The 19294-nt window shown below is 47.2% G+C and carries 23 protein-coding genes and 1 pseudogene; 17 read left to right on the top strand and 7 right to left on the bottom strand.

The features are described 5' to 3' along the window. Positions 1 to 104 precede the first annotated feature (104 nt). Genes trpA through trpE form a run of 7 tightly spaced genes read right to left on the bottom strand, consistent with a single transcriptional unit; the run spans position 105 to position 6509 of the window. Positions 105 to 878 carry a tryptophan synthase subunit alpha gene (trpA, locus tag ACESSO_RS10235; protein WP_373165081.1) on the bottom strand — a complete coding sequence of 258 codons (774 nt, stop codon included), beginning with the start codon at positions 876 to 878 and terminating at the stop codon, positions 105 to 107. Continuing rightward, on the bottom strand, positions 871 to 2061 hold the full coding sequence (gene trpB / locus ACESSO_RS10230) for a tryptophan synthase subunit beta (RefSeq protein ID WP_373165080.1): 1191 nt from the start codon (positions 2059 to 2061) through the stop codon (positions 871 to 873). Before trpB ends, trpA begins: the two co-directional genes overlap by 8 nt. After that, positions 2058 to 2666 carry a phosphoribosylanthranilate isomerase gene (locus tag ACESSO_RS10225; protein ID WP_373165078.1) on the bottom strand — a complete coding sequence of 203 codons (609 nt, stop codon included), beginning with the start codon at positions 2664 to 2666 and terminating at the stop codon, positions 2058 to 2060. The genes trpB and ACESSO_RS10225 overlap by 4 nt, the downstream gene beginning before the upstream one ends. After that, complete coding sequence (gene trpC, locus ACESSO_RS10220) at positions 2663 to 3445, bottom strand: indole-3-glycerol phosphate synthase TrpC (protein WP_373165075.1); 783 nt, start codon at positions 3443 to 3445, stop codon at positions 2663 to 2665. The genes ACESSO_RS10225 and trpC overlap by 4 nt, the downstream gene beginning before the upstream one ends. Continuing rightward, positions 3442 to 4473, bottom strand: coding sequence for an anthranilate phosphoribosyltransferase (gene trpD / locus ACESSO_RS10215; protein ID WP_373165073.1), 1032 nt, complete (start codon positions 4471 to 4473; stop codon positions 3442 to 3444). Before trpD ends, trpC begins: the two co-directional genes overlap by 4 nt. Before the next feature lie 3 nt (positions 4474 to 4476). After that, on the bottom strand, positions 4477 to 5046 hold the full coding sequence (locus ACESSO_RS10210) for an aminodeoxychorismate/anthranilate synthase component II (protein ID WP_373165071.1): 570 nt from the start codon (positions 5044 to 5046) through the stop codon (positions 4477 to 4479). Beyond that, complete coding sequence (gene trpE / locus ACESSO_RS10205) at positions 5043 to 6509, bottom strand: anthranilate synthase component I (RefSeq protein WP_373165070.1); 1467 nt, start codon at positions 6507 to 6509, stop codon at positions 5043 to 5045. The genes ACESSO_RS10210 and trpE overlap by 4 nt, the downstream gene beginning before the upstream one ends. Before the next feature lie 530 nt (positions 6510 to 7039). Between trpE and ACESSO_RS10200 the strand changes: the two genes are divergently transcribed. The 17 genes and pseudogenes from ACESSO_RS10200 (at position 7040) to ACESSO_RS10120 (ending at position 19286) form a co-directional block, all read left to right on the top strand. Continuing rightward, on the top strand, positions 7040 to 7306 hold the full coding sequence (locus ACESSO_RS10200; protein ID WP_373165068.1) for a sigma factor-like helix-turn-helix DNA-binding protein: 267 nt from the start codon (positions 7040 to 7042) through the stop codon (positions 7304 to 7306). Positions 7307 to 7326: 20 nt separating this feature from the next. Next, positions 7327 to 7593 (top strand): AbrB/MazE/SpoVT family DNA-binding domain-containing protein, encoded by a 267-nt coding sequence (locus ACESSO_RS10195; protein ID WP_373165067.1) that lies wholly within the window; start codon positions 7327 to 7329, stop codon positions 7591 to 7593. Positions 7594 to 7623: 30 nt separating this feature from the next. Further along, on the top strand, positions 7624 to 7935 hold the full coding sequence (locus tag ACESSO_RS10190) for a hypothetical protein (RefSeq protein ID WP_373165066.1): 312 nt from the start codon (positions 7624 to 7626) through the stop codon (positions 7933 to 7935). 54 nt (positions 7936 to 7989) lie between these two features. Further along, positions 7990 to 8760 (top strand): ParA family protein, encoded by a 771-nt coding sequence (locus tag ACESSO_RS10185; protein WP_373165065.1) that lies wholly within the window; start codon positions 7990 to 7992, stop codon positions 8758 to 8760. Between the two features lie 4 nt (positions 8761 to 8764). Beyond that, entirely contained in the window at positions 8765 to 9940 is a 1176-nt protein-coding gene (locus ACESSO_RS10180; RefSeq protein ID WP_373165063.1) for a ParB/RepB/Spo0J family partition protein, read from the top strand. 194 nt (positions 9941 to 10134) lie between these two features. Continuing rightward, positions 10135 to 10389: a hypothetical protein gene (locus ACESSO_RS10175; protein WP_373165062.1), complete on the top strand. Its 255-nt coding sequence runs from the start codon at positions 10135 to 10137 to the stop codon at positions 10387 to 10389. 12 nt (positions 10390 to 10401) lie between these two features. Next, a complete protein-coding gene (locus tag ACESSO_RS10170; RefSeq protein ID WP_373165061.1) occupies positions 10402 to 10770 on the top strand; it encodes a hypothetical protein in 369 nt (122 codons plus the stop codon). Positions 10771 to 10987: 217 nt separating this feature from the next. Continuing rightward, positions 10988 to 11830, top strand: a complete 843-nt coding sequence (locus tag ACESSO_RS10165; protein WP_373165060.1) for an exonuclease domain-containing protein — start codon at positions 10988 to 10990, stop codon at positions 11828 to 11830. A 29-nt stretch (positions 11831 to 11859) separates the two neighbouring features. Beyond that, complete coding sequence (locus tag ACESSO_RS10160; protein WP_373165059.1) at positions 11860 to 12018, top strand: hypothetical protein; 159 nt, start codon at positions 11860 to 11862, stop codon at positions 12016 to 12018. 55 nt (positions 12019 to 12073) lie between these two features. After that, positions 12074 to 12430: a hypothetical protein gene (locus tag ACESSO_RS10155; RefSeq protein ID WP_373165057.1), complete on the top strand. Its 357-nt coding sequence runs from the start codon at positions 12074 to 12076 to the stop codon at positions 12428 to 12430. Between the two features lie 1363 nt (positions 12431 to 13793). After that, a pseudogene (nrdD, locus tag ACESSO_RS10150) lies at positions 13794 to 13967 on the top strand (anaerobic ribonucleoside-triphosphate reductase); the annotation flags it as partial. 59 nt (positions 13968 to 14026) lie between these two features. Beyond that, the gene (gene ssb / locus ACESSO_RS10145) at positions 14027 to 14992 is read left to right on the top strand and encodes a single-stranded DNA-binding protein (RefSeq protein WP_373165055.1); all 966 of its coding nucleotides are present in this window, start codon (positions 14027 to 14029) and stop codon (positions 14990 to 14992) included. A gap of 69 nt (positions 14993 to 15061) precedes the next feature. Next, complete coding sequence (locus ACESSO_RS10140) at positions 15062 to 15466, top strand: hypothetical protein (RefSeq protein ID WP_373165054.1); 405 nt, start codon at positions 15062 to 15064, stop codon at positions 15464 to 15466. A gap of 17 nt (positions 15467 to 15483) precedes the next feature. Next, positions 15484 to 16767: a hypothetical protein gene (locus ACESSO_RS10135; RefSeq protein WP_373165053.1), complete on the top strand. Its 1284-nt coding sequence runs from the start codon at positions 15484 to 15486 to the stop codon at positions 16765 to 16767. 430 nt (positions 16768 to 17197) lie between these two features. After that, positions 17198 to 17692: an RNA polymerase sigma factor gene (locus ACESSO_RS10130; protein WP_373165052.1), complete on the top strand. Its 495-nt coding sequence runs from the start codon at positions 17198 to 17200 to the stop codon at positions 17690 to 17692. 51 nt (positions 17693 to 17743) lie between these two features. Beyond that, complete coding sequence (locus ACESSO_RS10125; RefSeq protein ID WP_373165051.1) at positions 17744 to 18034, top strand: hypothetical protein; 291 nt, start codon at positions 17744 to 17746, stop codon at positions 18032 to 18034. Between the two features lie 877 nt (positions 18035 to 18911). Continuing rightward, complete coding sequence (locus tag ACESSO_RS10120; RefSeq protein ID WP_373165049.1) at positions 18912 to 19286, top strand: TnpV protein; 375 nt, start codon at positions 18912 to 18914, stop codon at positions 19284 to 19286. Positions 19287 to 19294: the final 8 nt, after the last annotated feature.

The following is a 19294-nucleotide window of genomic DNA, read 5'->3' as shown; positions in this document are numbered from 1 at the left end:
CATATCCGCCCGATAGTCACGCACAAAAGCAGTTGCCGCAACAATGCAGCAACTGCTTTTTTATCTGCGTGCGTTTGCTTACCTATTGCTATTGGGAGATGTTACTACGAACACATTGCATCCTTCATGGATTTTACATACTCCCCAATGAACTTCGGCGCATTTTTACCATGTGTTTCAAGCAGCTTTATAATCGCAGAACCGACAATAGCTCCGTCAGAAATATTCGCCATTTTTTTCGCCTGTTCCGGTGTGGAAATGCCAAATCCAATCGCACAAGGTATGTCTGTATTCTCTCTTACCACCTTGACAATCGAAGCAAGATCTGTCTTGATTTCGCTTCTCATCCCCGTTACACCGAGGCTGGAAACGATATACAGAAAGCCTTCCGCTTCTTTCGCGATCATGGCAATCCGGTTTTCTGATGTAGGTGCAATCAGTGACACCAAATCCACGCCGTATTTATGACAGAACGGCAAAAATTCTTCTTTTTCCTCAAACGGAAGATCAGGCAAAATCAATCCGTCGATCTCAATCTCTTTGCAGGCAGAAATAAATCGCTCCGCACCATAAGAGAATACAACATTGGCGTAGGTCATAAAGACCATCGGCACCTTTACATCACGACGCAGTTCTTTGACAAAATCGAAAATTTTATCTGTAGTGATCCCTCCGCGCAGAGCACGAAGATTCGCCGCCTGAATCACAGGGCCTTCAGCTGTAGGATCGGAAAACGGAATACCCAGCTCGATGAGATCTGCGCCATTTGCTACGGCAGCACGGACAGCGGCGGCAGTCGTTTCCAGATCCGGGTCACCGCATGTGATAAACGCAATAAACGCCTTTCCGTTTTCAAATGCACGTTTGATATTACTCATGGATATCCTCTCCTCTGTAACGGGCAATGGCGGCGCAATCCTTGTCGCCTCTGCCGGAAATGGTGATAACAATAATTTTGTCTTTTTCCATTGTCGGTGCAATCTTCATCGCGTGCGCAACGGCGTGGGCCGATTCGATTGCCGGAATGATCCCCTCAGTTTTCGCCAGATATTCAAAAGCGTTTACCGCCTCATCGTCTGTGATGGGAACATATTCTGCTCTGCCAATATCATGCAGGTAGGCGTGCTCAGGACCAATACCGGGATAGTCCAGACCTGCGGAGATGGAATAAACAGGTGCAATCTGACCGTATTCATCCTGACAGAAATAGGACTTCATACCGTGAAAAATTCCAACTCTGCCAGTGTTGACAGTAGCAGCAGTCTCGAATGTATCAATTCCCCTGCCCGCCGCTTCACAACCAATCAGTCGGACAGCTTTCTCTCCGATAAAATGATAAAAGCTGCCGATGGCATTGGAGCCGCCGCCTACGCAGGCGATAACCGCATCGGGCAAGCAGCCTTCTTTTTGCAGCACTTGTTCCTTGATTTCTTTGGAGATGACCGCCTGAAAATCACGAACGATAGTAGGAAACGGATGAGGTCCCATCACGGAACCGAGGCAGTAGTGGGTATCGCTGATACGGGCAGTCCATTCACGCATCGCCTCAGATACAGCGTCCTTCAACGTGGCCGTGCCGGTTTTTACAGGAATGACCTCAGCACCCAGCAGCCGCATACGGTACACATTGAGAGCCTGACGGATGGTATCCTCTTCCCCCATGAAAACTATGCACTCCATCCCCATCAGAGCGGCAGCGGTTGCCGTGGCAACGCCGTGCTGCCCTGCACCCGTCTCTGCGATAAGTCTCGTTTTTCCCATCTTTTTTGCAAGCAGTGCCTGACCGAGTACATTGTTGATCTTGTGTGCGCCGGTGTGGTTCAGGTCCTCACGCTTGAGATATATTTTCGCACCGCCGAGGTCTTGTGTCATTTTCGCGGCAAAGTACAGTCTTGACGGTCTGCCTGCATATTCATTCAAAAGCTCGGTAAGTTCCTGATTGAATGCAGTATCGTTTTTATATTGGTTATAGGCTTCTTCCAGTTCGATAACGGCGTTCATCAGTGTTTCGGGAATATACTGACCGCCGTGTATACCGAAGCGTCCGTTTGGATTGGTCATCTTTTATCTTCCTTTCTGACGGCGGCTACAAATGCCGCCATTTTTGTTTTATCTTTTACTCCATCTGTTTCTATGCCCGAGCTGATATCGACCGCGAATGGGCGTAGGGTCCGGATAGCTGCGCGCACATTACCCGATTGCAGTCCTCCCGCAAGAAAATATGGTCTTTGAATGCTGTGTATCAGATTCCAATCAAATACCACGCCTGTCCCCGCGCCCGAATCCAGAAGAACATAATCCGCAGCGCTTTGCTTGGCATCTGCAATATCTTCTGTAGTTTTGATACGAAAAGCCTTGATAATCGGCCGATCGGTATATTTACGCAGCTGCATAATGTAATCGTCGCTCTCATCGCCGTGCAATTGGGCAACGTCAATCAAGCCGTTATTCAAGAAGGCGGCAATCGTTTCGAGCTTTTCATTGACGAATACCCCCACCGCTTTGATATTGGGAGCAAGCATTTGTTTCAGTTCCCTTGCTTTTTCGGGCTTCACATATCGTTTGCTTTTCGGAGCAAAAACAAATCCGATATACTGCGGCTTTAGCTCGTTTGCAACCCGGATATCGCTATCTCTGGAAAGACCGCAGAGCTTTATTTCTGTCATAACACCCCTCGCAGTTCGGTGAGTTTTGCTTTTTTGTCTGTGGCTCTCATCAAGGTTTCCCCTATCAGCACGGCATCTGCACCGATATTTCGAAGCTTTTCTACATCCCCAGCACTGCTGACTCCGCTTTCGGAAACGAACAGCACATCTGAGGGTATCCGTTCCCGCAGCCTGCGGCTGTTATCAGTATCCACAGAAAAATCCTTAAGGTTGCGGTTGTTGACACCGATGAGACGCGCTCCGGCATTCAATGCCATTTGCACCTCACTTTCATCATGTGCCTCCACTAAAGCAGAAAGGCCGAGTTTATCGCAAACGCCGATATACGCTTTGATTTGTTCCCCACTCAGGATAGCGCAGATAAGCAGTACAGCCGATGCACCGAGCATTTTGGCCTCATAAATCATATATTCATCCACCGTGAAGTCTTTGCGCAGGCAGGGAATCGAAACACTATCTGCAATTTCCGTCAGGTATTTGTCGCTGCCCAAAAACCATTTCGGCTCAGTCAGTACGGAAATACAGTCTGCTCCCGCTTGTTCATACTCCTTCGCAATTTGCAGATACGGAAAATCAGGAGCGATGAGCCCTTTGGATGGAGACGCTTTTTTGCACTCACAAATGAACGACATGCCCGGCGTTCGCAATGCGTTTTCAAACGCGAAGTTTCCTTTTGGCAGCGAAAGGGCTTGCCGCCGGATTTCTTCGAGCGGTATTATGCTTTTCGCCTGTGCGGTGCGCTCACGGGCATAATCGGCAAGTCGTTCCAGAATCGTCATCCCTCCACCTCCGGGCGGTTGCTGACTTCAATGAGTTTGTTCAGCGTTTCCAGCGCCTTGCCGGAATCAATGATTTCGGCGGCAAGGGCAATGCCATTTTGCATGCTATCCGCTTTCCCACCAATGTAGAGTGCTGTTCCCGCATTCATTAGGACCGCATTTCTCATGTGTCCTTTTTCGCCGTTTAAAATGGCAAGCGTAATTTTTGCATTTTCCTGTGGCGTGCCGCCCCGTAAATCTTCTTTGGTGCAGCGTGCAAAACCAAAATCCTCCGGTGCGATAACAGAAGTCTTGAACCAGCCGTCTCTGATTTCGCATATGGTAGTCGGTGCGCTCATAGAAATCTCGTCAAGTTTATCCTGACCGTACACAACCATACCCCGCTTGATTCCCAAATTGATTAACACCTGCGCAAGTGGCTCAACCAGATAATCATCATACACACCGAGCAGCTGCATCGATGGAGCGCCCGGATTTGTCAGCGGTCCGAGAATATTGAAAACGGTTCTGAATCCGAGTTCCTTACGAATTGCACCCACATATTTCATGGATGTATGATATTTCTGTGCAAAGAAGAAGCACATGCCAACCTCGTTAAGAAGTTCGATACATCTTGCGGGACTCTGCTGAATATTGACACCGAGTGCTTCCAAACAGTCTGCTGTACCGCATTGTGAAGATGCTGCCCGATTACCGTGCTTTGCAACTTTCATCCCCCCCGCTGCCGCAACAAGAGCAGACGTGGTGGAAATATTAAAGCTATGCGCATTGTCCCCGCCGGTACCGACGATTTCAAACAAATCCATGCCAGTTTCGACTTTGGTTGCATGCGCTCGCATCGCCGCTGCACATCCTGCGATTTCATCTGTTGTCTCAGCTCTTGCGCTTTTGGTGGATAACGCGGCAAGAAACGCAGCGTTCTGTGTGGGTGAGGTTTCACCGCTCATGATTTCATTCATAACGGTATATGCCTCATCGTAGGTGAGGTCTTCCTTGTTCACAATCTTTACGATTGCATCTTTAATCATGACTTATATCTCCTTTATGAAATTTCTAAGCATCTGTTTACCATTCGGCGTCATAATAGATTCCGGATGAAACTGTACGCCGTAAATGGGATATGCTTCATGCTGCACCGACATAATTTCACCGTCGGTCGTGGCAGCCGTGATTTTTAGGCATGCAGGAATGGTGTCGGCATCTGCCGCAAGAGAGTGATAGCGGGCTACCGGAGCGGTTTCAGGACAGTCGCAAAACAATGGACATTCCGTATCAAACTGAACGGTCGACTGTTTTCCGTGCATCAATTTCTTAGCATAAGTAACAGCTGCACCAAACGCGGCACATATTGCCTGATGGCCGAGACAAACGCCGAGAATCGGAATCTCCTTTCCGAGTGCCTTTACTGCTTGGATTATCATGCCTGCGTCTTCCGGTCTGCCCGGACCGGGAGAAAGGATAATACGGTCGGGGGGCAACGCCCGGATTTCCTCTACCGTCATTTCATCATTGCGGATAACCTTGATGTTCGGCTCAATTTCTCCGATAAGTTGATACAGGTTATAGGAAAAGCTGTCGTAGTTATCTATCAAAAGAATCATAATTCCACCTCCTGCGCAAGCTCCAGTGCTCTCAGCGAGGATTTTGCTTTGTTCAAACACTCCTCAAATTCCTTTTGGGGAACGGAATCCGCTACAATTCCGGCGCCGCTTCTCACAAAAACCTTGCCGTTTTTCTTATAGGCAATGCGGATGGCTATGCAGGTGTCCATATTACCAGCAAAGTCAATATATCCGATGGCGCCGCCATAGATGCCGCGTTTGTTGTTTTCCAGCTCTCCAATGAGCTGACAAGCACGAATTTTCGGTGCACCGGAAAGTGTTCCAGCAGGGAGCACCGCTTCGATGGCATCGAGTGCATCTCTATCTTCACGAATCTGCCCTCGCACCGTAGATCCGATGTGCATGACATGAGAGAAACGTTCGATCGAATGCAATTTCTCAACCTGAACCGTACCGAATTTGCTGATTTTTCCAAGATCATTTCGTCCCAAATCAACCAGCATATTGTGTTCGGCAAGTTCCTTTTCGTCTGCAAGCAATGATGCCTCCAGCGCTTTATCTTCTGCATCAGTTTTTCCTCTGGGCCTTGTTCCCGCAAGCGGAAAAGTATGCAGCACACCGTTTTCCAGTTTTACAAGCGTTTCGGGAGATGCGCCCGCAACCTCTACATCTGTTCCCGAAAAATAGAACATATACGGCGAAGGGTTGATGGTACGAAGCACACGGTAGGTATTGAACAGGCTGCCTTCAAAGGGAGCGCTCAGTCGGTTGGAAAGCACAATTTGGAAGATATCCCCCTCTCGAATATAATGCTTTGCCTTCTCTACCATGCCGCAGAATTGTTCTTCGTCAAACAGCGGTGTCACATCACCAAGCAGCTTGCCGCCCGGCTCATCCCGCTTTTCACCATTCCGCAGCAAATTGACAAGTTGGTTCAGTTCCATTACCGCTTTGTTATATTCGACTTCCACATCGTCCAGCGGCATATTGACAATAAGGATGATTTTCTGCCGGAGATGATCAAAGGCGATGACCTTGTCGAACAGCATCAGGTCCACATCTTTGAAGTCTTCGGTATCTTCCACATCACATCGCACCGTCGGCTCGCTGTATTTAAGATAATCATAGGAGAAATAGCCAACGAGTCCACCCGTAAAGGAGGGAAGGTAATCAAATCGGGGACTTTTGTAATCGGCAAGTATCTGACGGAGATAGTCAGACGGGTTATCCGTCTTGACCTTGAGATTACCGGCCTTCATTTCACCATCTATGCAGGTGATCTCCAGCTTCGGTTCAAAGCCAAGAAAAGTATAGCGTCCCCAGGTTTCATTTGCCTGTGCGGATTCCAGCATATAGCAATGCGTGGATACGTTTTTCAGTATCTTCATCGTTTCAATCGGCGTGGTGAAATCAGAAAGGATTTCAAGGCTCACCGGCAGCACACTATATTGCCCAGTGGCTGCAACTTTTTTCACGTCACTCAGGCCCGGTGAAATTTTCATAGCAAATACCTCCAAACAAAAAACTCCTTTGACTTTCTGCCAAAGGAGTAAAACAAAAAAACGCCCCTGACAGAAATGCAATCTCTGTCAAGGACGAATAATACAAACACTATCCGCGGTGCCACCTTGATTCACGGCATACCCGTGCGCTTAGCAGGATACCAACATATCCCCGGCAAATGACGTCTGCCTGCAACGTCGCAGAATACTCTGTGCAAAACACATTTGACTGCGCCCTCAGCGGTCCATTTGACAACTTGTTTCTTACCTGACTCTCAGCACCACAGGCTCTCTGTAAAGGCATCATTGCCGTTATCTCCGCTTCAACGGTTTGATATATGAAACTATCGCATATAATAGCACATGAATTCCAGAATGTCAACCTGTTTACGAATATTGCCCTAAATGTCGAAAGTTGTAATATTAAAGGTAACAAGAGGACTTAATCTTGTTACCTCATTTTTTTGCTCGAAAGAAGCAGAAAATTGCAAAACATAGCAAAAATCAATTATCGAATGGAGGTGTGTGGCATGATCAAAATCACACAGAAAGAGCGACAAGTAATCCATCAAATGTGGAAGGCTGGCGCAACACAGAAAGAGATTGCCGAAGCGATCAAAGTGTCCCCCAGTGCGCTGCGCAGCGAAATGTCAAAGGGCTATACCGGAGAACGCTATATTGGGGGCCGACGTGTCTATGACCCTATGCGGGCAGAGTTGTGTTCTGGTCCGATGGGTCGGCCACGTCGAAAGCTTCTTGCTGAGCAGGAAGCGGGTCATATTCCGCCTCCGCAATAAGGATCAGAAAGGGTGTAAAAATGAAAGCAACCGGTATTATTCGGAAAGTGGACGAATTGGGGCGTATTGTACTGCCAAAAGAATTGCGCGATCAGCGGGAGTTATTCAACGGAACTCCAGTAGAGGTTTTTGTAGACGGCAAAGATATCATTCTACGCAAGTATACTCCTGGCTGTATGTTTTGTGGCGAAAGCGATCACTTGCATTCTGTTGATGGGATTTTAATCTGTCCCGATTGCGCGCGAAAGTACGCAAAACAGTTTGCCCAAGTTGCACAAGAAGACTAAAACAGCTTGCATGATAAAGGTGTGACAGCAATGAAGAGCTTAAAGGCAAATAAAACCACTTTATACAATCTCATGCGGGATATGGCACAGGATTTGGACTGGCTGTATATTCCAGCTTTACGCAAGGTGACATTTGAAAAGGCGTATCGTCGACCGAATTTCTTTTTAAGATGGAGAAATGATGACGGAACGCATTCTCAGGCTTTCTTCTGCGCCTGCCTTGGTTGTGCAACATTGGCCATTGAATTACATGATATGGATGGACAACAACTGCATCGTGTAGTCTACAATCCATCCATCGACAACTTAATGAAGCGCGGTATGGTTGAGGACATATCGTGATTCTAACAGACTATGTGTTCCAATGGAACACGCGCTGACAAGGGGATAATAAAAATGAAAACAGTATCTATCATTAACTTGAAAGGCGGCGTCGCAAAGACGCTCACCACCATCAGCATGGCGCACATCCTGTCCGAGACATACGGAAAGCGAGTGCTTGTCGTTGACAATGATAAACAGGGCAACACCAGCAAAACCTTTGGGATTCACTCCTATGATCGAAAAAGCGTTGCTGATCTTATGCTCGACCGTAACGCGAATTTGGATGAAATCATCCAGCATACCCGGTATCCACGGATTGATGCGATTCAGGCCAACATGATGCTGCTGACGGCCAACAGGCAGGTGCTAATGGACAGCAGCCGTCCGCAGCAGACGCGGCTGCGTGCGGCCTTACGCAAGGTATCCAGCCAGTATGACTATTGTCTGATTGATAATGCGCCGGATATCAATATCAGCATTATTAACGCGCTGGTAGCATCGGACGAGGTTATCATCCCGGTCAAGATTGACCCTTACGCATTCGACGGCCTGCGCGAGTTGAAAGAGCAGATTGATGTTACGCGCGAAGAGTTAAACCCCGATCTGCACCTGCTTGGTTGCCTGATTACATGTTTTCAGCACGTCGACGGAGAACGTCAGGGCGAGGAATGGCTGCGAAAAAATCTGAATTGCCCGGTATTTACCACACATATCCGGTACAGTGGCAAAGTAGTTGAAAGTTCGTTTGCGGGTTTGCCCATTGCAGAATACAGCAAACGCAGCGGCGCGGCACACGATTACTCCGATTTTGTTTCTGAGTATCTGCAATCTGAGAGGGGCTGACAGTATGGAAACACCTTTCAAGATCACTGATATGCTACCTCAGTTTGACACATCCGCAAAGGCAAAAGAGAACCGTCAGATCAGTTATTATGACCTTGTCCCCTCTGCGGATAATTTCTATTCCATGCAGGATATTGACGAACTCAAGGCCGCTATCGAGTTAGCCGGGCGTGTACTGCACAATTTGGTTGTTGTGCCGCAAGGCAATGGAAAATACACGATACTGTCTGGCCACCGTCGTCATCGTGCTATTGGCGAGCTGCTAAACGAGGGCAAAGATCAATATGAGTTTCTCCCCTGCTCTGTTGTTGATGATGAGAGTGACCTTTCTCAGCAAACAGTTCTGATTGCTGCCAACTCCCAGCGCGAAAAAACCGCATGGGACAAGCTGGAGGAAGTCAAACAAATGCGAGAGATCGCCCGCAAAGCGAAAGAGCAACGCGGCATTTCCGGACGTGTTCGTGATCTGGTGGCGAAAAGCCTGAACGTAAGCAACAGCCGGATCGCAAAATATGATTCCATTCTTAACAATTTGATACCAGCGTTAATGGATGAAATCAAGGTAGATAAGCTGTCCATTTCAGTGGCTTACGAACTCAGCACCTTAGCGGCAAACAGGCAGCTGGCAAGCTATGAATATTATCTTAACCATGGCAAGTTGCCAGACAAGCCCGCGCGATCGCAGCCGATCGCAGTTCAGACGGACGAAGTCGAACCACCGCAGCCCGATGTGTTCCATCGGAACACGCAGCCGGTCGCAGTTCAGACGGACGAAGTCGAACCACCGCAGTCCGATGTGTTTCATCGGAACACGCAGCCGCAAGCAGTTCAGTCAGATACCGCTCACTATCAGATAGATGTTATGCAGCTCACCAATAACGAAAAGCGCAAAGCGGTCTTGGCTGCATGGCAAGAGTGGCCACTATGGGCAACTGTGCCGGAAATTGGTCTTACTGTACATCGGCTTGATCTGCCTGATGGCAGTGCTTTCACCGCAAGCTGGTACGATGGCGATGACTTTTATCCGGGTGGTGGTACTCGCAACTTAAACCGACCACGTTACCACTTGATTGGTGCAGGTGACAAGCTGGCATCTGGTAGTCAGGCCGAAAGTATCTTAATCGACCATCTACAGGCTATGCGCCAGAAAAGGATGATTGATGCGAATGAAACTAACTGACTGCACAAAGGCCGATTTACTCTGGATCATTAAATGGAATCTGTATATCCCCGCTTTTTTGTGACAGATGCGTATGGACATACATGCCAAGCAGACGCTGTAGTACCATTGTACCGCTATCCGCCACACTCTACCCCTGCGGGAATTGCACAGGCCAAAGCTAACAAATCAAAAAAAGATAAGGAAATCAATCCATGAAAAAGATTCGTATTTGCCTTGAAGTGCAGGGGCTTGGAGAGGACGAGCACGGAGTACCATGTCCTAATGTTGTCTGTGTGACGCTGGGCGATGAGGATGCCGAGGAATTAACCGGCGCGGAGTACGAAAAGTTTTTACAGCAGATAAAAATTGAAGATGTGCTTAGACTGACCCTTTTGGATCAGTATTACACCCCGGCAGACTGCTGCCTGATAACGCCAGACGAATATGATCGCCAATGTGAGGAGTGAGAAGCGCAAAAGATGAAAGACGTACTGATTAGCTTGGGAGCCGAAGTCCTGAGCACGACGCCAGAAATGGTTACAGATGAAAAGCGACAATTTATCTTTTTTGCTGGATTTCTATTCCTGTGTGTGTTGTCGTGTGTAGTATTGCATGTATGTAAACGAGTTTCAAGCGATCTCGATATGCGCCTGCTTGTTCTTTTTGTTTTAGTGGGTTTGCTTATCGTGCAAATAGAAGGTGTTGTTTTTGCCCCGCCACAGAAATCGAGTGGAAAAACTATTTTTGAGATACTGATTAACGATCAAACGAACATGCAGGGAATTTTTGAACAATTTGAAGTGGTAGACACATCGAATTATCCAATTCTCACAGTCAAATCAAAATAGCGCCACAAACCATGCTGTTTGTGGTCATGTGCCGGAGACATAAGTCTTGTGAATTATCCCCCGCAATGCTTATATCCTCAAATTACTCCGGTGCATGACCATGAGCAGCATATCAAATAAGTACCGCATAATGGACAGCATATTTGATTTCATATTATGGGGACATCTGCCCAAGAAAGGATAAGCCGTATGGAAACTCGAACAAATTACCCGCACATTGATTATCGCACACAGCTGCAGTGGGCCAAAGACGGAAAAATCGTTAACAGCGATTCCGTTGGTATTCGTATGTGGAGCAACGGACATCGCCAACGCTCATTTATCTACTTTGCCCCCAGCGACGTACACCACGGCACAGCCGAAGAACTTAAGACTTTTTTTTGCTCCGATCCGCGCCAGACAACGCGATCAACGCGCAGCTGCCCATCAGCGGAAATTCGAACAAGCGCAGATGGAACACGAACAACAGATTGAGGAAATACAGTATAAACTCGTTCATAACTTCCTCTGCGACATTACTGCGCGTTCCAGTGTGCCACCTGCCACTCCCCGTAGCAGAATAATTGTACTCGATACCGAAACCACTGGCTTACGGATGACGGATGAGATCTTACAGATCAGCATTATCGACGATAACAGCAACATTCTGGTGAATACGCTTGTCCATCCGTATTATCACAGCACATGGCCTGATGCAGAAAAAATCCACGGCATAACACCTGATATGGTAGCTAATGCTCCCTATCCGCACGAATTGCTATCCTCACTAAAAACAATTTTCTATCATGCATCGCTTATAGTCGGATACAACGTGTATTACGATCTCAGATATTTTTGGAATTGGGGTATTAACCCGGGGCCGAAAGCTGACATCATGGATGTAATGAGAGAATTTGCAGATTATTATCACGGGTATGGTGATCCTTGTGATCAGAGCAGATATCATAGCCTCACATTTTGCGCTGATTATTTTGGTTATACATGGCCGGGATCTGCGCATAACAGTTTGCACGATGCCATGGCAACACTGCACTGCTACAAAAAGCTAATCGTAAATTAAAGGTTTATAGCACACGGAGGCGGTATTATATGCAACTTAATTATGAAATCTCGGCGGCTGAACAAACGGTTAAGGATGATGAAAAAGCTGGTGGACAACCTGCACACATCCAGCGCCAAATCAAACTTGCTCGGCAATCCTCTGTATTATCCCAATTCAAGATTCAGAAAGCACAAAACCGTAAATAACGGCTAATCAATCAAACTGTTAAAATGAACGAAAAGGTGAGATATCTTGCGCAATATGGCTTTGGAACTTTTGGGATGGGTATTTGCAGCAGGTATCGGGGCAATGTCGGCAGAACTTTGCAGCATCCCATACCTGAACAAAATAATGGAAACCAAATCTATGTCAGGGAAAGTATATTATGGACTGCTGGCGGTATCTGAATTTGTTTATTTATTTCCTATAGTTGCATATTGTGGCGTTCAATCAGGACTAACCTATTCATTTTTTGAAATTATAAATGCTGGAATAGAAATTAGCGGAGCAGAGTATGCAATGTCTCTATGCGCAGCGTATTTAACCGGATGGTTCACAAACTTTCTGATTTTATTTTCCTGTTGGCTTGTCAAATATCTCGCAAAATTAAGAAAGTAAAAAGAACTGATGAAACCCAGTTCGAAATGCAAAAAGATGTGAATAACGGCAGGGCTGATCCTGTCGCAAAATAAATATAAAGAGGGAATGTAAAATGGCAGAGAAATATTATCAGTTTTTAAGCGATCTCACCGAAAGTTGTGGCGCTTACCGTGTAGCTCCTGTGGATGATACGCTCGATGCTACATATCACAGCAAAGTGGGTGTGCCGACACCTCATGCAAATGATTTCTTGATCGTTTCCGATTCCGGTAAACAGCAAATGTACCGTCCCTCCGATCCGGATGTTTTTGCCGACATCCATTTTGAGCATTTCCCAGCTCTGGAGCAGCTGTTGGAAAATGGCGCACTCCATGAGTTGACAACAGCAGAAACGCAAAATTTTCAATCGCTACAGGTGTCCATCGGCAAAGTAAATGACGATCTGCACACTGTCAATGAACAGATGACAGCACTCAATGCAGCAGACAGCGCAAACAGCAGTGAGATTATGTCCCTTATCCAGCAAGAGATTGACTTGCGGGCGACGCTGCATCGGCTTCAGCTCGGTTTGCAATCTCCTCAAAGTATCCTTGATGCACAACATAATAACGCTGCCTTGATGCAGGCTATGCAGCAGGCCGGTTTTCGGCACGTCCCGCCTGCGGTAATGGCTTCCGATCTACGCTTTGAAAATCCGCGTACCGGCCAGCTGCACACATTTGATTCCGCACAGCAGGCACAGGATTTTCTAAACAAACGATCTCTTGCGGTCACCTTGTATTTCCGGCACACCTCCAAATTCACCGAGGAAGTCCCCTACTTTGCGGGCGAAGAAACGGCAGCACTGGATGCTTATCGCAACGGCATTGATGATTTGGGGGTTAACGCAGTCGATTATCGGATTGAACCAGACGCAGCTTTCGATCATGTAGGCTATCAATTTCTATGCGCATACGCGGACGCGTATGGATACGCTCCTAACAGAAGCGAAATCGAATACATTTCCCATCGGGAAATGAGACGCATGGAACTGGATTCTACATCAGAGAGCAGTAACAATCCCCTCCGACTGGAGCCGACCGAAATTGCCGCGCTGTCATATCATGAGCCAAGCGGTGAAAAGGTCGAGCTGCATTTTACGCAACACGAAGCCGATACTGCGGTGTTTGCTTTCCGCCATATCATGGAACAAGGCCAGACGCCCGACATTTTAGTGGCAGATACCGCGCCCGCGCTGGACTACGCCCTGTACCAAGCATACTGTGATGCAACAGGTGTCAATCATCCATTAAGCGAACAGGAGTTTATGAACCGCCATCATCAACCGAACGGCCAGTCAGCTCCATTAAGTGATGTCCATGACGATTTGGTCGGTGAGGGCGTGGTCTTTGAGCGCATCCGCCGTATCACTGGTTATCTGGTTGGTGATCTGGATCGGTTCAATAACGCCAAGCGCGCCGAGGTACGTGACCGTGTAGCGCATGACACCAGCCATGCGTCCGACATATCCAGACCAGCAGCGCACCAAACAACCAAGGACGGGCCGGAGCTGTAAGCCCACATAATACTGTAATTCGTTATGCTACATGTGCGATTTGAAACACTGGTGAGATAATGACAGATCTTTCTGTTGAAATTGGTCAAGCAATTAAAGCGGCAAGAAAAGCTGCGCGTATGAGCCAAACAGAATTGGCTCATCGGTTAGACAAAACGCTCCGCACCGTGCAGAAGTACGAAAGTGGAGAAATATTCCCCTCAATTCCAACCATTTTACAAATTGCGGATGAATTAGATACCCAGCTATTCATATTCATTCTCATAATGTCAATAAGGAGACAAAGCACCATGAGTAATGCAGTTTCTATCAACAATACTGTTTTAATGGGCAGACTTACCCGTGATCCTGAACTTAAATACGTTAACGGCAATATCCCTATTTGCTTATTCAAACTGGCTGTTGCCCGCCACACCTCCGGGGATGAGGAAAAGACAGATTTCATCCCTTGTGTGGCGTGGCGTGAAAAGGCCGAATTTGTTTCGCAGTGGTTTTCCAAAGGTACACTTGCCATTGTGATCGGTGAACTAATCTCCCGCGTGTGGCAGGATGAACAAGGTAAGAGTCATCTTACCATTGAAGTCAAATGCAATGATGTGACGTTTGGGGAAACCAAGCGCCAGCGTATGGCGCGCGAAGAAGCGGGCCAACTTTCCAATGCGACAGGTAGTTTGCAAATCACTGCAACCGATGTGTCCAGCGGCGAAGTGTTGTCCGGCGCAGCGTATGACCTGTATGACCATGATGGCAATACAGTAAAACAGAATATTCTATCCAGCAGCGATAGCGCTGCGCATATTGTGGGCCTGCCTGCCGGTGAGTATATCATTACAGAAGTAACAGTACCACAGGGATATGAGCCTGTGGCACGCTCTACCAGCGCGAAAGTAGAGGTGGGTATGGATACTTCTATCACCATGCCGCATAGACCCATGCCTTATACACCGCAGCAGTCTGTTAAAGCTGTCCCACAAGGCACTCTGCCGGAAGGTCTGTCGGATGATGACACAGATTGCCCGTATTGATGATATCCCGTGTGTTCCAATAGAACACACGGGAATTTCCCTGTCCACGTAGTGGGGTGATAGAAATTCATGACCAAAGATGAATTAGAACATCTGTCAGATCTGAATATCGAATTAAACCGCGATTTGGAACGCTTACGCGAATTACAATCCGCCGTGGCCGGACATACCTCGTCTATTTCCGGTCTGCCGCATATCGGTATCCTACGGGATAATATTGGCATGTATCTGGCCATGATAGATGAATTAAAGAAGATTATCATGAAACGTGTATTAAGCAGCATTCTGGAATATGCCAAGCTCAATGCGTTTGTCAATGATATAGATGATCCATTACTCCGGCAAATCATTTTATACCGTTATGTAGACCGCCTGCAATGGCGGCAGATTGCTGCACGTATTGGCGGCAATAATACAGAAGATAGTGTTCGCCTTATGGTCAATCGCTATCTAAATTCTCTTAAAAAAAGCTGAGAAAGGAGGTGCTTCAAATGGCTGGTTTTACTATGGGATATAACCCTGTACTGCGTGACAAAACCCTGTCACTGATGGCAAAAGGGCTTTATCTGGTGATATCATCTTTCGCTGGTATGCCGCGCTGGAGCCTGACCAAAGGCGCGCTTGCAAAATACTGTGAAAGTCGATATGCACTTGAAAAGGCTTGGCGGGAGCTGCAAACTGCCGGTTATCTGAAGCATCGCTTTTTTCAGCTTAATGGGACAGGCTCGTTTGTCCACATTTACGACTTACTGCAAGTACCGGACAATACCCCGGCATATCAATACATCAATCCGTGTGAGCGCCATAATGGGACTTGCCGTGTGATGCCAGCAAGCGATACTCCACGAGATTTTACCCGTATTCCGAACGCCGTGCTGCAAAGCACGGTACTTCCCCTTGCCGTAAAGGGGCTATTTGCCGTTGTGTCCCATCTGGCTAATATCCCGAATTTTCACTTGCATCCGGAGGGAGTCAAGTCATTCTGTGTAGAACGACTGAAACGGTTTTCTTCCGTTTGGCAGCACCTGAAAATCTCGGGACTACTTAAGCAACACCGCTATCCCACTGGAGAAGATAACGGCTTTACATATTCTTATGACTTGCTGAATGAACCGGATCAGGAAACACCCTATCTTACCAATCACCATGCAGATGGCTCGGTTTCATCTGAAAAAACGATTGCAGATTATCTGAAGCGTGCACGAAAAAAGCTAAAGTCACTTTGCACTGCCGTGTGCGCAGCAAAGCCGCGCCAAGCTGTTTCCAATGTAAAAGCAAGTAATGATTTACCCTCTACAACAAACAGCGCATACACGCCATCTGACACCGAAAGAAAAGCCGTTAGTGAACGCATTGACTGTACCCATCTGAAACAAAGCTATGATCCCATGCTGGTAGATCTTATTACAGATGCCCTTACGGTACTGGCCAATGCACCGCAGCTGACCATTAGCAAGCGTGAGATACCTCTGGCACAGCGCGCGGAACTTGTTGATCGCGTGTCTTATGACCAGATCGCACATTTTATCAGAAGAGAACATATCAACCTGTCACGCGCGAAGAATCCAGCAGCCTATCTGCGCACGATCCTGTACGCATGGCTGCAAAAGCAGGATGCCCAGCACACAGAATACTGTCCGGGGACAATCGAATGGTATAATCAAAGGCAGCAGAACATGCTCAGCGACTGGGAGATAGACTGGCTGGAGCGTGTGCAAGAGGTTCGGAAACGCCGCCTTGCTGAAGAAGCTAAACAAAATGAAAGCATGACCTGATTGCCGTACTTCCTTCTGGGGTACGGCTAAGGGCCGTGCTTTTTTTATGCCATTTTTTCTTAAATTCTGTCATTAGATCATTTTTACTCGTGCTCCATGCCCCAATATGCACCATCTACCTATTTTCATGGGGTAGTCTCATATACGGTATCATGCTCTTTGGGCTTATTGCTGATGCGAGATGATGCAAAACAGCATGAAATAATAAAATATTATTCATTTATACTTTGTTTAATAATACTTTTGTGACTAATACTTGTCTTGTCGTTTCAGAAGAAAAAGGAGAAGTTGTTCGGTTTGTTCGCTCATTCGATGCTATTCTATAAACTGGGCGAACGCCCTTGGGCATGGCCCATGGGAAGCGCCCGTCAAGAGCTTCGGCATTTCTGCCGGAAGCTCTTTTTTTATTCCTAAATAGGAGGAATCGCTTTTGAACAGCAAGAAAGAGTGGTTGGCTAACCGGGATAGTGACGGAATTGTGTACTGCTTTGCAGATGGTACAACACAAGTGATCCGTCTTGAGGATTATCTTCTGGAAAACCCTGAATATACCGCAGACGATTTTAACAAAATCAAGTTGCTTTCAGACGAATTATTTTATATGCAAAACCGTTCTGACGATCAATATAGTCAAAAAAAATCCCCTGCTGACTTCGATACTGTGACTGCAATGATACCTGCATCTGAGCCAGAACCATGTATCGCAGTTTTACGACGGGAACAACGCAAAATCGCTATCCGAGCAGCCCTTTTCCTATTGCGTAGCGGAAAGCTATCTCTCAGGCAACGGCGCCGATTTGTTGCATACTTTCTGCACGGTAAATCTGTATCTGAAATTGCACGAACAGAAGCAGTAAACCGTTCCAGTGTTTGGCGTGGATTACATAAGATCACAGCGCAGTTGCAAAGTGCAGAATTGAATTGAGATGTGTTCCACTGGAACACATTTTTTATTTTTGAAATAGGAGGTAATGAAATGGAAGAACAGCAATTTGTCATTACGGCATCCGAGGAGGATTTCAATTTGTTATTGGAAATTTTGAACAGATATATTTATCTGAATCACCAGAACGACAACAGCCAAACGGCAGTACAACTCATTTGCAGTATTGGGACTACAATGCAGCGAGATGCCAATGGGCATTTTCATATATCAGTCACTCCGTCTGAACTGTGCTGGCTTACGCAGCAGCTTTTATCTGAGTTAAACAAACAATCCATATTGATACACGACCATTGCGCTAATCTGCCAGCCGCTATACCGTGATTATTCTGTCATAAGAGAGCATTGATGTGTTCCATTGGAACACATTATTTGATTGCATAGAAAGGAAGGATACCTATGGCACGATTTACCGTAGACGAACTCAAAGACAGGCAACAGGAACTGATCAGCCGATTCATTACCGAGCCGGAACACTGGAAAGCGTTTTTGGATTCCGCATCACGGACGTACAAATACAACTTTGCTACACAGTTACTTATCTATGACCAGCGCCCGGATGCAACCGCGTGCGCTGAACTACCTTTTTGGGGAAACCGAATGCAGCGCAGTATCAAGCGCGGATCTACCGGCATTGGTACCATTGCGGTTCGGCATGGTAAAGAGCGGGTGGCGTATCTATTTGATGTATCAGATACTGTTCCGCGCCGGGATAATATCCCAGCGCCCTACATTTGGGAACTGCGTCCGGACGCACAGGAAGCCGTATTACAAGGCATTGAGCGCATGACAGGCGATGATCCGCATCTGTTAGACAGTTTCACGGACAATCTGTTTATTGCCACACAAACCGCCGCTTTTCAAAAAGCACAGCAATACAGCAACCGTTTGGATTTTCATCGTGCTGCTGTTTCGTCCGCTGCATGGTGTGTCCTGCGCCGCTGTGGCGTTGATCCTACACTATACGTTAAAGAAATCCCGATCAGCTCACTATCTCCCGAAGATGTTGCTGCATTGGGTGAGGTAGTGCAGCAAACCTCCGAAACAATATTGCGCTCGATTGAGCAAACGATGAAAGAGTTAGACGGCTGCAAACTTTTTCGATTTACAACGCCAAAGCGTATTGCGGAACAGGAACATTCAGTATATAATAAAGACACAGGAACCGCTAATGATCCACCCAGAAAAGGAGATGACGGGAATGAGCATACAGGAGCAGCTGAACAAGGCAATGAGCGAGGACAGACAGTGTCATCTGGGAACAGACGGGAAACAGTATCACGATCCAACCCCGGCACATTATCTGACCTTCGGAGTGGAGCGCCTACAGTACATGAAACGCAAAGAACCGGAGTTCTATCAGGAAATGGTAGTGGCGGGGAAGCTGAACGAGTATCTGAACGACGTGGAGGTTCACGCACAGGAGGAACTGGAGCAGATTACGTTGTCCATGGCGCAGCAGGAAAGGACGGACGAGGAGCTAAAAGCGACCGATCCGATGAAATGGCTCGGCCTGATGAACAACTACCGTTATTGCGCAGCGGAGATCGTGCGCGAGAATTGGGTGTACAGCTAACAGAACCG

The organism is Agathobaculum sp. Marseille-P7918 (assembly GCF_964248325.1).
GTDB lineage: Bacteria > Bacillota > Clostridia > Oscillospirales > Butyricicoccaceae > Agathobaculum.
Note: the sequence above shows the minus strand (reverse complement) of the source record. Positions and strands in the feature narration are given on the sequence as shown.

Excerpts from the sequence above, each read along its gene's own strand:
- ACESSO_RS10195 (WP_373165067.1), top strand. The coding sequence starts at position 7,327 with ATGAAAGCAACCGGTATTATTCGGAAAGTGGACGAATTGGGGCGTATT.
- ACESSO_RS10140 (WP_373165054.1), top strand. The coding sequence starts at position 15,062 with ATGACCAAAGATGAATTAGAACATCTGTCAGATCTGAATATCGAATTA.
- ACESSO_RS10175 (WP_373165062.1), top strand. The coding sequence starts at position 10,135 with ATGAAAAAGATTCGTATTTGCCTTGAAGTGCAGGGGCTTGGAGAGGAC.
- ACESSO_RS10190 (WP_373165066.1), top strand. The coding sequence starts at position 7,624 with ATGAAGAGCTTAAAGGCAAATAAAACCACTTTATACAATCTCATGCGG.
- trpB (WP_373165080.1), bottom strand. The coding sequence starts at position 2,061 with ATGACCAATCCAAACGGACGCTTCGGTATACACGGCGGTCAGTATATT.
- ACESSO_RS10210 (WP_373165071.1), bottom strand. The coding sequence starts at position 5,046 with ATGATTCTTTTGATAGATAACTACGACAGCTTTTCCTATAACCTGTAT.
- trpC (WP_373165075.1), bottom strand. The coding sequence starts at position 3,445 with ATGACGATTCTGGAACGACTTGCCGATTATGCCCGTGAGCGCACCGCA.
- ACESSO_RS10200 (WP_373165068.1), top strand. The coding sequence starts at position 7,040 with ATGATCAAAATCACACAGAAAGAGCGACAAGTAATCCATCAAATGTGG.
- ACESSO_RS10180 (WP_373165063.1), top strand. The coding sequence starts at position 8,765 with ATGGAAACACCTTTCAAGATCACTGATATGCTACCTCAGTTTGACACA.
- ACESSO_RS10170 (WP_373165061.1), top strand. The coding sequence starts at position 10,402 with ATGAAAGACGTACTGATTAGCTTGGGAGCCGAAGTCCTGAGCACGACG.
- ACESSO_RS10125 (WP_373165051.1), top strand. The coding sequence starts at position 17,744 with ATGGAAGAACAGCAATTTGTCATTACGGCATCCGAGGAGGATTTCAAT.
- ACESSO_RS10160 (WP_373165059.1), top strand. The coding sequence starts at position 11,860 with ATGCAACTTAATTATGAAATCTCGGCGGCTGAACAAACGGTTAAGGAT.
- ACESSO_RS10135 (WP_373165053.1), top strand. The coding sequence starts at position 15,484 with ATGGCTGGTTTTACTATGGGATATAACCCTGTACTGCGTGACAAAACC.
- ssb (WP_373165055.1), top strand. The coding sequence starts at position 14,027 with ATGACAGATCTTTCTGTTGAAATTGGTCAAGCAATTAAAGCGGCAAGA.
- ACESSO_RS10185 (WP_373165065.1), top strand. The coding sequence starts at position 7,990 with ATGAAAACAGTATCTATCATTAACTTGAAAGGCGGCGTCGCAAAGACG.
- ACESSO_RS10155 (WP_373165057.1), top strand. The coding sequence starts at position 12,074 with ATGGCTTTGGAACTTTTGGGATGGGTATTTGCAGCAGGTATCGGGGCA.
- trpA (WP_373165081.1), bottom strand. The coding sequence starts at position 878 with ATGAGTAATATCAAACGTGCATTTGAAAACGGAAAGGCGTTTATTGCG.
- ACESSO_RS10120 (WP_373165049.1), top strand. The coding sequence starts at position 18,912 with ATGAGCATACAGGAGCAGCTGAACAAGGCAATGAGCGAGGACAGACAG.
- trpD (WP_373165073.1), bottom strand. The coding sequence starts at position 4,473 with ATGATTAAAGATGCAATCGTAAAGATTGTGAACAAGGAAGACCTCACC.
- ACESSO_RS10225 (WP_373165078.1), bottom strand. The coding sequence starts at position 2,666 with ATGACAGAAATAAAGCTCTGCGGTCTTTCCAGAGATAGCGATATCCGG.
- trpE (WP_373165070.1), bottom strand. The coding sequence starts at position 6,509 with ATGAAAATTTCACCGGGCCTGAGTGACGTGAAAAAAGTTGCAGCCACT.